Here is a 12,998-nt window from a genome sequence, read left to right as displayed (position 1 = left end):
TTCCTTGACAACTACCGCCAGATCATGAATAATAATTAGCCTTATACCTAATCAAGAGTTGTTTTTATATATTTTCTAAAAATAAAAAAATAATAAAGTAAAAATTCTTTTTATATGCTGTACTCATTAGATAACCTTTCTTAGCCCGGCCCCGAAGCGCTGGGTTCAAGAACTGGGTTCATGCAATGTGGCAATAATAGTCTTACAAAAACCGATATGCCGCATCAACAAGTAAAAGTGAAGGGAACACATCATCATGAAACTGCTCAAACCGACGCTAATCGCCGCTGCCGTATGCATGGCGGCCTCCGCCCAGGCCCAACAGGCCGCCACCTCACTGGATATGGCGGTGGTCATCGATGAATCCGGCTCCATGGCCGGCGAACACAACCAGTTCATCGGCACCTACGTCGACAACCTCGACCAGCTGCTCAACAACCAGGGGGTCACGCTTAACCAGTATGGCTTGGTCGGCTTCGGTGGTGGCACTTTCTCGTCTGTCACGCCCAATGAGGCTGGCCGCGAGGAAGGCGGCGCCCTCTACCGCCACTTCTGGCTGAAGCGTAACCCGGATGATGTCTGGGGCAGCGCCACGGATTTCGACAACACCACCCCAGAATTGACCACCAGCGGTGGTACCGAGGATGGCTACCGCGCTATCGATTACACCTTCCGCAACTATACCTTCCGCTCCTCGACCAGCAAGGCGATCATGCTGATCACCGACGAGGACCGGGATAACGACACCTCCAATCTGGCAACCGGTCATCTGCCCCAGGGCATGACCGAACTCGACAAAGCCTTCATCGAAGGTGAGCTCAGCCGCTCCGGCACCACGGTGCATGCGGTGGTCAATCAACGCTTCATGGACTTGGCAGGTAACCCGGCGGTGGCTATCGTCGGCAAAGACCCCGCCACCGGCACCGCCTATGTGCAGCAGGCCGACGGCTCCATCGTCCAGAAGACCGGCTACCAGTTCGGCAGCGCCGGCAGCAATACCCAGGCCGACTACACCGAGCTGGCACTGGCCACCGATGGTACCGTCATTGATATCGACGCGCTGCGCGACGTCTACCAGGACACCACCGCCCTGACCGCCCTCTCCGGCACGCTGGCACAGCTGGTGGCCAACATCACCGCCAGCGGCGGCGGTACAGTGATCGGGGTCAACTGTGACAGCGCCAGCGGGGCAGCGGCCCAGGTGTGTGCAGCTATCGCCTCCAGCCAGAACTCCAATGTGCAGAACCTCGGCCAGCAAGTCAGCCAAACGGCACAGTACCAGCAGTTGACCCAATATCAGGTCAGCCAGATGCTGCAGGGGGCGCTGAACAACGGCCGCGCCGTGATGCGCACCCTGCGCACGCGCATGGCCACACTACGCCAGGCCGGCACCAACGTGGCCAACGTGCAGGTGATGGACTACTACGACGGCAACGTGGCGCTGACCAACCGCCAGATCGAGGCAGCTCAGGAGATGCGCGGCGGCGCGGCATCGGCTGACAATAACGGCTTCGGCTACTTCCTGCGCGGCCATTACACCAATGGCGACTTCGACGGCAACGACAGCACCAGTGGCTACGACAGCGACACCTATACCCTGGTCGGCGGTGTCGACAAGTATTTCGACAACAAAACACAGGCGGGTGTGGCGCTGCACTACGCCAACAGCGATGCCGACTACGATATGGGTGCCGGCGGTACCGACAGCGACAGCTACGGGCTGAATCTCTACGGTAGCCATGAACTGGCGCCTAACCTCTACCTGGAGGCCAGCCTGGGCTACAGCCGCATGGACATCGACGCCGACCGTGAGACCGGCTTCGGCATGGCAAGTGGTAGCACCGATGCCGATATCACTTCGGCCTCGCTGGGTGCGCTGCGCGAGATCGCCGTGACACCGAAACTAGCCCTGCAACCGTTCGTCTACCTCAACTACCAGAACGTCGACATGGATGGTTTCACCGAGTCCGGTAGCAATGCGGCTCTGGTTGTCGAGGATAGTCGGCTCGAGTCGCTTAACTCTGAGGTGGGCCTGGGTGCCGCCTACCAAGTCGGTGCCAGCACCATCGCCACCGCCTCCGTGGCCTGGGAGCATGAGTTCAAGGATGACTCCACCGCAGTAACCTCGGCGTTCGCCGCATCGCCCAACGACGTCTTCACCGTGGATGTACCGCGGCCGGATGACAACTATGGACGCGTCAGCGTGGGCCTGATGCAGGAGATCGGTGGCAACCGCAGCGTGACGTTCAACGCCGATACCATCTTCGGGCATAGCGACTACGATGAGTTCGGAGTGATGCTGCAGTTCCGCCAACAGTTCTGAGATAGAACCGAACGCGGTACTGCAACTTGGGCGTGTCGCACGGCGGCGCGCCCCTTTTTTCTTTCCCCACAGGTTTCATTCTTGCATGACACTCTGCTCACGCTTGGTTAGCCGTGTAGTGCGACTGGCTCAGTCCGTGTTTTTAGTGGGTATGCTGACGGGGTGTGCCGTATCAAGCGGTGGGCTGGCGTCACGCCTGCCAGCGGGTCACGCTGCCGGCGTTGTCTCCCTGAACGGCAATGGATTTCAGCTTGCTGCCGCCGAACGGCCGGGTGACGGTGAGCGCGTGAGGGTCCTCATCGAGGGCGACGGGCGCCCCTGGTTGGCCGGGGGGAAACGCGTCTCGGATGACCCTACTCCCCGCGATACGCCGATGCTTCGGCAGTTCCTTGAAGGACCTTCACCAGCGCTATACCTGGGCAGACCCTGCTACTTCGGCATGGGCCCTGCCAGGCAGTGCCATCCGACTCTGTGGACCTTTTCGCGCTACTCGCCCCGTGTGGTGGCTGCCTTAGCCGAGGGTCTGCGTACCTGGCTCGACCGACACCCCAACGCCACGAACGTCACCCTGATGGGCCATTCCGGCGGCGGTGTGCTGGCCCTGCTGGTAGCCGAGGAGGTCACCGCGGTGGATCGAGTCGTCGCCTATGCGGCCCCGATCGATATCGCCTTGTGGAGCGAGCTGCACGGCTTCACGCCGCTGTTCGACTCACTGAATCCGGCGGAAATCAACAATTGGCGAGCAGACGTATCACGCCTACTCATATTCGGCGGCCAAGACCAGCAAGTCCCCGCCGCAGCCTTCACCCCCGCCGCCCACAAGATTCCTGGAGCACACCTTACCATTATGCCCGCAGCTAACCACCTGCCGCCGGCTAGGCTAACCGAGCTTGACGATGCTCACCGGCGGCAGCGTCCAACTTTCCTGATCGACTCGCATGAGTAGCAGATCACATACCTCGCTGCTATGGACGGAGCCAATGACCCCGCGCTTGAGAGTGGCGCGTGCGTTGCTGGGGGTTACTATCCATAGTGCTATCTGGCCATAGTAATATCTAAGTCGATTAAGCATTAACGCTTTGTCTACCCCAACGACGCCGCCGTCACATTCGCCGCTGCTGGCTGGGTGGAGTGATGGCGATTGATGGCGCTAAGAACGCCCTTCATTGAGGCACTGGTAATGCTCTCATCAGTGCCTACGCCAAACACCGCGTTGCCGTCGATACGCACCTCCACGTAAGCGATAGCTTCCGCATCGGCGCCCTGGCCGCGTGAGTGCTCGTGGTAGTCGATAATCTCTACAGCGTGTCCTGCCGCGGCAAGTGCTTTGATAAAAGCAGCTAACGGGCCATTGCCTTCGCCGCTTAGCGTTTGGCGGCTGCCATCAGTCTCAACGACGGCTTCCAGCGTCACTTTGGGGCTGTCCGGTTCAGACGACAAACGGTGGTTAACTAATGCAAAGGGCGCGCGTTGCTGCAAATACTCATCGGCAAAGGCCTGATAAATCATTTGTGAGGTGATTTCTTTACCTGTGCGCTCAGCGACTTCTTGCACCACCTGGCTGAACTCAATCGATAGCCGACGCGGCAACTCAATGCCGTGCTCTTGCTCCAGCAGGTAAGAAACACCGCCTTTGCCCGACTGGCTGTTAACCCGAATAACCGCTTCATAGCTGCGGCCTACATCCAGCGGATCGATAGGCAGATAAGGCACATCCCACAATGCGTCTGGATTTGCGCGGCGATCCGCCATGCCCTTTTTGATCGCGTCTTGATGGGAGCCGGAGAAGGCGGTAAATACCAAATCGCCCACATAAGGGTGGCGGGGGTGCACCGGCAGTTGGTTGCAGTACTCCACTTCGCGCATGATCGGGGTGATATTAGAGAAATCGAGCTGCGGATTAACACCCTGGGTGTACATATTCATCGCCAAGGTCACGATATCGACGTTGCCGGTGCGCTCGCCGTTGCCGAACAGGGTGCCCTCCACCCGGTCGGCGCCGGCCATCAACGTTAGCTCGGCGGCCGCGACACCAGTACCGCGGTCGTTATGGGGGTGAACACTGACAATCAGATGATCACGGTTTTTGACGCGGCGGCAGAACCACTCAATTTGATCGGCGTAGTTATTTGGCGGCGCGACTTCTACCGTGGCCGGCAAATTGACGATCATGGGTTTATCGGCGCGGGAACCGTAAGCCTCCATGACCGCTTCGACGATCTCGACAGCAAAATCCATCTCGGTGGTGGTGAAAAGCTCCGGCGAGTACTGAAAGGTCCAGTTGGTTTCCGGTGCAGCGTCCATCTGCGCGCGGATCTGCTGGGTCGCCTCCACGGCGATTTGCACGCACTCAGGCTTATCGACGTTAAATACTACCCGGCGAAACATGGGGTCAGTGGCGTTATAAACGTGGACAATAGCGTTTTTGGCGCCTTTCAAGGCTTCAAAGGTGCGTTCAATCAAGTGCGGGCGCGCCTGGGTCAGCACTTGAATGGTCACGTCTTCGGGAATTTTATCCTGCTCAATCAGCGAGCGGACAAAATCAAAGTCCGTTTGCGATGCGGACGGAAAGCCTACCTCTATCTGTTTAAAACCCACGCTGAGCAGCATGTCGAATAGGCGCTGTTTGCGCTCTTGATCCATCGGGTCGATCAGCGATTGATTGCCGTCGCGCAGGTCAACGCTGCACCAGATAGGCGCTGATTCAATGCGCTGGCTCGGCCACTGACGGTCGGGCAGATCAACGGCCACAAAGGGGCGGTACTTTTTGGCAGGATCAGTCAACATCATGGCGGCTCTCCTAAAATCAGTCAGTTGTGGGCTTGTCGGTGTGCTTGAGCGAGGGCTGACTCCATGCGATCGAGCTGTACTTTCAGCCCGCGAACATCATTGCGCAGCGACTGCAGCTCGGCTTCTTCGCCTTCGCCGTTGTCCAGCGCCATTTGCGCGCTCTCTTTCTGCATCACATCCAGCACAATACCAATCATCATATTGAGAAAGATAAAGGCGTTCAAAAAGATAAAGGTTAAAAAATAGACCCAGGCGTAGGGGTAAACGTCCATGGCTGGATATAGCACCGCAGTGGCCCAGCTCTCAAACGTCGCAACCTGAAACAACGTCAGCATCGCCAGCGAAATATTACCCCACAGCCCCTCGTCAACATTGTGAAACAGAAAGCTGCCAATAGCAGCGTAAATATAGAAGATGATAAACATCAGCAACACCACATAGCCCATCCGTGGCACCGATTTTACCAAGGCGCTAAGCAGCATCTGTAGCTCAGGAATCATCGATACCAAGCGCAGCACGCGGAAAATACGCAGTAATCGCGCCAGCAGCACCATTTCCGAGTCGTCCATGGGAATTAGGCTGGCGGTGACAATTAAAAAGTCAAAAATATTCCAGCCTTTTTTAAAAAAGCTAAGTAACGTACGTTCAGCGGCCATTCTGATTAAAATTTCGATCAGAAAAAATATCGTTACTGCGACATCAAGATAGAGCAGCCACTGCTCAAGCTGGGAGGTTTCGTCGTAGGTCTTTGCCCCTATCACCAGGGCGGAAATGACGATAATGGCGATCACCGCCGCTTCAAAAAACTTGTTGGAGCGCAGCTTTTCAAAGCGTGCCTGCCAAGTATTGAATGGTTCACTCATGGAGCACAAAATCTCTTAACGGTTAATTCGCACACTTTATACTAAAATTACACACCTACTACACAAGTGATATCCTGTTGTTTCACTTGATGTATCCTGCGCCACCAGAGCGCCTCTTTTAGACGCCCTGTTGGTACTCTTTTGACTTTTTTTACTTTAGCCGCTGGATGATCCCCATGACACTGCTTTGGATAGCCTTATTGCCTCTGCTAGGCGTACTGGTGCCGGCACTCACCGCACGGCGCGGGCGCGGTTTCTGTTCCCTTGCAACGGCGGTGCTGCCGGCCACTGCCTTAGTAATGACGCTACTCAACGTGCCGGCTCTGCTGGATGGTGAGCAACTGCGCTTTTCGGCCACCTGGATGCCTGAACTGGCGCTGAACCTAGCATTTCGCCTGGATGGGCTAACGCTACTGTTCAATCTACTGATACTTGGCATTGGCCTACTGATTATCCTGTATGCCCACTACTACCTGGCCAAAGACGAACCCTTTGGTCGCTTTTACGCCTTCCTGATGTTATTTATGGCGTCAATGGTAGGCATTTCAATGTCGGACAACCTGATTCTGCTCTGGCTGTTCTGGGAGCTAACCAGCCTTTCCTCATTTTTGTTAATCGGATACTGGTCGCACCAATCCGACGCCCGTAAAGGGGCCCGTATGGCGCTGACCGTGACCGGCGCGGGCGGCCTTGCCTTGCTGGCCGGCCTTTTACTGCTCGGTGATATGGCGGGCAGCTTCAATATGGATGATGTATTGGCCAGCGGCGACGTGATTCTTGCCGACTCGCGCTATCCACTCATGCTTGGCTTGGTACTACTAGGGGCCTTTACCAAATCAGCCCAGTTCCCTTTCCATTTTTGGTTACCCCATGCCATGGCGGCACCCACGCCGGTATCCGCCTATCTGCACTCAGCCACCATGGTTAAAGCGGGCATCTTCCTGATGGCGCGGCTGCACCCCGCCATCGCCGGTAGCGAACTGTGGAGTGTGGTCGTTTCATTAGTGGGCATCGTTACCATGTTGTATGGCGCTTGGTTTGCGCTAATGAAAACCGATCTAAAAGGCATTTTGGCGTTCTCCACAGTGAGTCATTTGGGATTGATCACCGTGCTGTTGGGCATCGGTAGTCCCATGGCGATTTTGGCTGCGCTGTTTCACATTCTCAATCACGCCACCTTTAAAGCCGCGCTGTTTATGAGTGCCGGCATTATCGACCATGAAACCGGCACCCGGGAGCTGAAGCAGTTGGGCGGGCTTAAGAAAACCATGCCGGTGACCGCGCTACTAACCACCCTCGCAGCGGCCGCTATGGCGGGGGTACCGCTGTTTAATGGCTTTTTATCTAAAGAGATGTTCTTCACCGAGACGCTAGCGACCCCCGTTTTAGGCGGTCTAAGCTGGCTACTGCCTGCGTTAGCAGCGCTCGGCGGCATCCTGTCAGTCGCTTACTCGCTACGTTTAGTACACGCCGTATTCTTCAAACCGGCCCGTGAAGCACCGCCAAAATCGCCCCATGAGCCACCGCATTTGATGCGTTTGCCGGTGGAAATATTAGTCACGCTCTGCATAGTGGTCGGTCTATTTCCGGCATTTATGGCCACAGGGTTGCTAGAGCTCGCCAGCCAAGCGGTGATCGGCAGTCCGCTCGATTTTCATCTGGCTATCTGGCACGGCATCAATCTTCCGCTGATGATGAGCTTGCTGGCTTTTGTGATGGGTATTGCGCTGTATTGGCGTCATGCTGATGTACGTCGTTTTACCCAGCAGTTTGTAGGTGTCGATGCCCGGCGCGTATTTGAGCGCATTGTTGTTTCTCTGGGTTATCACGCCGAGCAGCTTATCGCGAGACTGGAAGGTAATTCGCTACAGCGCTATGTAGGCTGGCTGTGGCTGGCAGCGCTGTTAATGGGGGGTATTGGTCTAGTTCAAATCACTGATTTAACCGGCGCAGCAGGCAATCAGGAGCTGGATGGTATTCTCCTACTTGGTGCTGGCATGTTGATGTTCGGTGGCATTGCGACCGCCGCCACCCACCGCTACCGATTAATCTCTTTGTTGATGCTCTCGGTAGTGGGGCTTTTTGTGGCACTCACCTTTGCGCGCTTCTCCGCACCGGATCTGGCGCTGACACAGCTTTCGGTGGAAGTCGTGACCATGATTCTGCTGATGCTGGCGCTGTTTTTCCTGCCGCAAAAGACCCCGCGTGAATCCAGCCCGCTGCGTAATATCCGCGATATGCTATTAGCAGGTTCACTGGGCCTGGTGATCGCCAGCCTTAACTACGCGGTCATGACGCGCGATACGCTGTCGATTTCCAGCTTTTTCGTGGAAAACAGTAAGCCCGGCGGGGGCGGCTATAACGTGGTCAACGTTATTCTGGTCGACTTCCGTGGTTTCGATACCCTGGGCGAAATCACCGTACTGGCTATCGCAGGCCTGGCGATATTTAAGCTGCTAAACCGCCTACGCCTGTTTATGCCTCATAGTGACGCTGAAGGCCGGGTATGGTCACCTGATCGCTACCCAGCCGTGCTAACGTCAATTTCAATGACGCTGCTGCCGCTGGCGCTATTAGTCTCGGCATTCATCTTCCTACGTGGCCACAATCAGCCAGGCGGCGGGTTTATTGCCGGGCTGATCACTGCGGTAGCCCTTATCCTGATGTATATGGCGAGAGGCGTAGCGTGGGCGCAAGAACGTCTGGACTTCCCTTTCCAGCCGGTGGCCGTCACCGGGGTCGCCATTGCCACGCTCACCGGGCTGGGGAGTTGGTTGTTTGGTCATCCGTTCTTAACCTCTGCCTTTGGTTACTTCAGCCTACCGCTAATCGGTACCTTTGAGCTGGCCACCGCGCTGCTGTTTGACCTCGGCGTTTACTTAGCCGTGGTGGGCGCCACACTGATGATTCTTGCCAACCTGGGCAAAGTCACCACGGCTCATCGCCCGGTGACTGAAGCCGCCGAAAAAGATGCCGACACCAGCGTTGCAACGCCCTCTGCCAAGGAGCCTCGCTAATGGAACTACTTTATGCGATGACCACAGGCGTATTAACCGCCTGTGGGCTCTACCTCACCCTACGCGGCCGCACGTTTCCGGTCGTCGTGGGGCTTACGCTGCTGTCTTACGCGGTGAACCTGTTTCTATTTTCGATGGGTGGCTTAACCACCGACGGCCCTGCCATTGTGTCCGAGAACGCTGATTATGCCGACCCGCTCCCTCAAGCGCTGGTGCTGACTGCCATTGTGATCGGCTTTGCAATGACCGCGTTCGTGGTCATTCTGGCAATGCGCGCGCGCAGTGAAGCCGGTAACGACCATGTAGACGGTAAAAAGGATGACCGCGAATGATGCAGCACCTGATTGTTTTTCCCGTCGTCCTACCGCTAGTGGCAGGCATCTTACTGCTCTATCAACGCCAGGGGTTAGTGCGCTATAAGCGTGCGGTGAGTATTGCCGCGACCGCGCTACTGTTACTGGTAGCGATAGGCCTGTTACGCCAAGCCGATAGCGGTGAAATCACCTACTACGCCCTGGGTGACTGGCAAGCCCCGTTCGGTATTGTGCTGGTGCTGGATCGTCTCTCGGCGTTAATGTTGCTGCTGACCGCTGTATTGGCCGTTGGCGCGGTGGTCTTTGCTTGTGCCGGTGACGATGAAAAAGGCAGCAACTTCCACGGCCTTTTTCAGTGGCAGTTGTTGGGCATTAACGGCGCCTTTTTAACCGGTGATCTATTTAACCTATTCGTGTTCTTTGAAGTGCTATTACTGGCTTCTTATGCGCTGTTACTGCATGGCGGTGGCAAATCCCGCATTCAGGCGAGTGTGCATTATGTGGTGCTCAACTTAGCCGGCTCGTCGCTATTCCTAATTGCGGTGGGGATTCTTTACGGCGCAACGGGCACGCTTAATATGGCGGATATGGCCATCCGAGTAGCTGAATTACCGGCAGAACGTGAAGGTTTGGTCACGGCTGGCGCGCTGATGCTACTGGTAGTTTTCGGTTTGAAAGCCGCCATTCTGCCGCTCTATTTTTGGCTGCCCAGAGCTTACGCTTCTGCCCCAGCACCAGTGGCAGCGCTCTTTGCCATTATGACCAAGATAGGTATTTACGCCATTCTGCGTGTTTATTCGCTTATTTTCAGTGATAGTGCTGGTAGTTTAACGGCACTCGAACAACCTTGGGTATGGTGGCTGTCGCTCGGTACTCTAGCGGTTGCCGGAGTGGGGGTAGTCGCTGCACGGGATTTACGCCTACTGGTCGCTTACCTAGTACTGGTATCGGTGGGCACACTGTTGGCAGGTATTGGCATGCGTTCGCCCGAAGCCGTCTCTGCGCTACTCTACTACCTCATTCACACCACGCTGATTACCGGTGGTTTATTCCTGCTAGCGGAAATGATCGGCCTGCAACGTGGCAAAGCTGGCACCCGGCTTGTGAAGGGCCGCCCTATGGTGCAAGGCGCTGCGCTAGCCATACTGTTTTTTGTCGCTGCTATCGCCGTAGCGGGCATCCCGCCATTCTCCGGCGCATTCGGCAAAGCGCTAATGCTTAATGCCGCCGAAGGAACTCAACGCCTATGGCTCTGGCCCCTCTTGCTTCTCACCAGCTTAGCCTCGCTGATTGCGCTTTCACGGGCAGGCTCTACGCTGTTTTGGCGTAGCCAGCGCGGCACTATCAGCGGTAGCGCGTTACCCCGTCGCCAGTGGTTTGGGGTTATCTGGCTACTTAGTGCAGCACCACTGTTGGTCGCATTGGCGGGGCCGGTGAGCAGCTACACCCAAGCCACGGCCGAGCAGTTAGCCAACCAACAGGTGCTGATTCGCACGCTACTACCCGATGCTGGAGATACCCAATGATCGCCCCGCGCGCTTGGCTGCCCACGCCTCTTTTATCCATTTTACTGCTACTGGTTTGGCTGTTATTGGTGCGCAGCTACGCCTTTAACCAATTCGTACTCGGCGGATCATTAGCTATTTTGATCCCCCTGCTGATGCGCCGTTTTTGGGATCCCCGCCCACGTATCACCAAGCCTTTCACCTTGTTGCGCTTTATCTTCCGAGTGTTGGGCGACATCGTCATCGCCAACTTTGAAGTGGCTTATGTGATCGCCAACCCGTGGCGCAAATGTCACCCCCACTTCATTGAATACCCGTTAATGCTCGAAGAGCGTTTTACCATCACGCTGCTAGCCAGCACGATCAGCCTGACGCCAGGAACCGTTTCGGCCAACCTGCGTATGGATGGCAAGTCACTGCTGATCCACGCGCTAGATGTCGACGATGAAGAAGCGCTGGTTAAGCAAATACGCGAACGCTACGAACGTCCGCTAAAGGAGATTTACGAATGTTAAGCATTGCGCTCTATATCACCTTAGCGTTGGTCGTGATGGCACTGCTGTTGAATCTCTACCGACTGACCATTGGCCCCAGCCTGCCCGATCGCGTGCTTGCCCTGGACACCATGTACGTCAACTCGATTGCGCTAATCGTACTGCTGGGGCTGTGGCTGAGCAGCAAAACCTACTTCGAGTCGGCGCTGTTAATCGCAATGCTCGGTTTTATCAGCACCGTGGCGGTGTGCAAATATATTCTGCGCGGAGACATCATCGAATGATGGATATGAGTCAGGGGGAACTATGTCAGTAATTATTGAAGCGGTTATCTCACTGCTGCTGATCGCTGGCGGTATCTTTGTATTTATCGGCTCGCTGGGTATGGCACACTTGCGGGATTTCTACATGCGCCTGCATGGTCCCACTAAGGCCACCACCTTGGGCATCGGCTGTATGCTAATGGCCTCAATGCTGTATTTTTGGAGTGTCGATGGCAAGCCAGATATTCAAGAATTGCTGATTACACTTTTTCTGTTTATCACCGCCCCCGTCAGCGCCCATTTGTTAGCCAAATCCGGCTTGCACCTGAAATTAAAATACGCCGATAAAACCCAGGGTAAGCCGGTAGAGCTACGCCCTGAGGAAGTAGGCGACAAGCCGGTACCGCACCCGGATAAAGGCCATGGCTGAAAACAAATAGAGCAATCAAAAAAATATCAAAAGGCGGCGCGGATTGGCACCGCCTTTTTTTACGGCGTTAAATCCCGCTGATGGTAGCCCAGCAAGTAGAGCACACCGTCAAGACCCACCAACGATATCGCCTGGCGCGCCTGGGCGCGCACCACAGGTTTGGCGCGAAACGCGACCCCCATGCCCGCCTTGGCGAGCATTTTGAGATCGTTGGCGCCGTCACCCACGGCAATGGTTTGATCCAGCGTAAAACCTTCCCGTAACGCTATGGTTTCTAGCAGTTCGGCTTTGCGTTCGGCATCGACAATCGGCTCGCTCACCTCGCCGGTCACCTTGCCATTTTCGATCACCAGCTCGTTGGCATGGATCTCGTCAAATCCAAGCTTCTCCTGCAAGTGGCGGGCAAAGTAAGTAAAGCCGCCGGAGAGGATAGCAGTGCGATAGCCCAAGCGTTTCAGATTGACCATCAGCCGCTCAACGCCGTCCATCAATGGCAGCTCCTCAGCGATATCAGCCAGCACCGATTCATCCAAACCGGCCAGCTTGCTCATACGCTCACGAAAACTTGCTTTAAAATCAAGCTCGCCGCGCATGGCACGCTCGGTGACTTCTGCGACCTCTTCGCCAACCCCGTGGCGGCGTGCCAGCTCATCAATCACTTCGGCTTTGATCAGCGTGGAGTCCATATCGAAACAAACCAACCGGGGCTGCACGTGATCGCGAGTATCTTGCTGAATAACGATATCGACGCTCAGGGTTTCGCTCAGCACCAGCGCCGCATCGCGCAGTGCCTCAACATCCACCTGGCCGGTCAGACGATACTCAATACAGTCGATGTCTGCGCCATCCAGAGAGGCGTCGGCAAGCCGCTGGGTGCTGCTTTTCTGCAAGACAAACTGCGCAATTAACGCGTCTACTGGCGCTTGAATGTCCGCCGTTAAGTGCGTCGCTAGAACGGTTAGAATCAAATCACCACGTGCCATCACTTAGCTCCTGCCA

At 55.9% G+C, this 12,998-nt stretch carries 11 protein-coding genes; 8 read left to right on the top strand and 3 right to left on the bottom strand.

From position 1 onward, the window contains the following. The first annotated feature begins 256 nt into the window (after nt 1–256). Nucleotides 257–2,323, top strand: a complete 2,067-nt coding sequence (locus ACQE2I_RS06350) for an autotransporter outer membrane beta-barrel domain-containing protein (protein ID WP_427030643.1) — start codon at nt 257–259, stop codon at nt 2,321–2,323. Nucleotides 2,324–2,408: 85 nt separating this feature from the next. After that, nucleotides 2,409–3,269, top strand: coding sequence for an alpha/beta fold hydrolase (locus ACQE2I_RS06345; RefSeq protein WP_427030641.1), 861 nt, complete (start codon nt 2,409–2,411; stop codon nt 3,267–3,269). Nucleotides 3,270–3,406: 137 nt separating this feature from the next. Here ACQE2I_RS06345 and leuA read toward each other — a convergent pair whose 3' ends face one another. Together leuA and ACQE2I_RS06335 are read right to left on the bottom strand one after the other, a co-directional pair. Next, on the bottom strand, nt 3,407–5,113 hold the full coding sequence (gene leuA / locus ACQE2I_RS06340) for a 2-isopropylmalate synthase (RefSeq protein WP_427030640.1): 1,707 nt from the start codon (nt 5,111–5,113) through the stop codon (nt 3,407–3,409). Between the two features lie 20 nt (nt 5,114–5,133). Beyond that, nucleotides 5,134–5,976: an ion transporter gene (locus ACQE2I_RS06335; protein ID WP_427030639.1), complete on the bottom strand. Its 843-nt coding sequence runs from the start codon at nt 5,974–5,976 to the stop codon at nt 5,134–5,136. Nucleotides 5,977–6,152: 176 nt separating this feature from the next. On the opposite strand from ACQE2I_RS06335, the gene ACQE2I_RS06330 reads away from it, so the two are divergent. From ACQE2I_RS06330 to ACQE2I_RS06305, 6 genes are read left to right on the top strand one after another with little or no spacing between them, the layout of a single operon-like run. Beyond that, on the top strand, nt 6,153–8,993 hold the full coding sequence (locus ACQE2I_RS06330; protein WP_427030637.1) for a monovalent cation/H+ antiporter subunit A: 2,841 nt from the start codon (nt 6,153–6,155) through the stop codon (nt 8,991–8,993). Continuing rightward, nucleotides 8,993–9,325 carry a Na+/H+ antiporter subunit C gene (locus ACQE2I_RS06325; RefSeq protein WP_427030635.1) on the top strand — a complete coding sequence of 111 codons (333 nt, stop codon included), beginning with the start codon at nt 8,993–8,995 and terminating at the stop codon, nt 9,323–9,325. Before ACQE2I_RS06330 ends, ACQE2I_RS06325 begins: the two co-directional genes overlap by 1 nt. Further along, nucleotides 9,322–10,833, top strand: a complete 1,512-nt coding sequence (locus tag ACQE2I_RS06320) for a monovalent cation/H+ antiporter subunit D (RefSeq protein WP_427030634.1) — start codon at nt 9,322–9,324, stop codon at nt 10,831–10,833. The genes ACQE2I_RS06325 and ACQE2I_RS06320 overlap by 4 nt, the downstream gene beginning before the upstream one ends. Further along, nucleotides 10,830–11,327 carry a Na+/H+ antiporter subunit E gene (locus ACQE2I_RS06315; RefSeq protein WP_427030632.1) on the top strand — a complete coding sequence of 166 codons (498 nt, stop codon included), beginning with the start codon at nt 10,830–10,832 and terminating at the stop codon, nt 11,325–11,327. Before ACQE2I_RS06320 ends, ACQE2I_RS06315 begins: the two co-directional genes overlap by 4 nt. Further along, nucleotides 11,321–11,590, top strand: coding sequence for a K+/H+ antiporter subunit F (locus ACQE2I_RS06310; RefSeq protein WP_427030631.1), 270 nt, complete (start codon nt 11,321–11,323; stop codon nt 11,588–11,590). Before ACQE2I_RS06315 ends, ACQE2I_RS06310 begins: the two co-directional genes overlap by 7 nt. Nucleotides 11,591–11,612: 22 nt before the next feature. Beyond that, nucleotides 11,613–11,999 carry a Na+/H+ antiporter subunit G gene (locus ACQE2I_RS06305; protein ID WP_427030629.1) on the top strand — a complete coding sequence of 129 codons (387 nt, stop codon included), beginning with the start codon at nt 11,613–11,615 and terminating at the stop codon, nt 11,997–11,999. A 59-nt stretch (nt 12,000–12,058) separates the two neighbouring features. Here ACQE2I_RS06305 and serB read toward each other — a convergent pair whose 3' ends face one another. Continuing rightward, complete coding sequence (gene serB, locus ACQE2I_RS06300) at nt 12,059–12,982, bottom strand: phosphoserine phosphatase SerB (RefSeq protein WP_427030627.1); 924 nt, start codon at nt 12,980–12,982, stop codon at nt 12,059–12,061. Nucleotides 12,983–12,998 lie beyond the last annotated feature (16 nt).

It is taken from the genome of Halomonas sp. H2 (assembly GCF_050215315.1).
Classification (GTDB): Bacteria; Pseudomonadota; Gammaproteobacteria; order Pseudomonadales; family Halomonadaceae; genus Vreelandella.
This window is presented reverse-complemented; position numbering and strand designations above follow the sequence as displayed.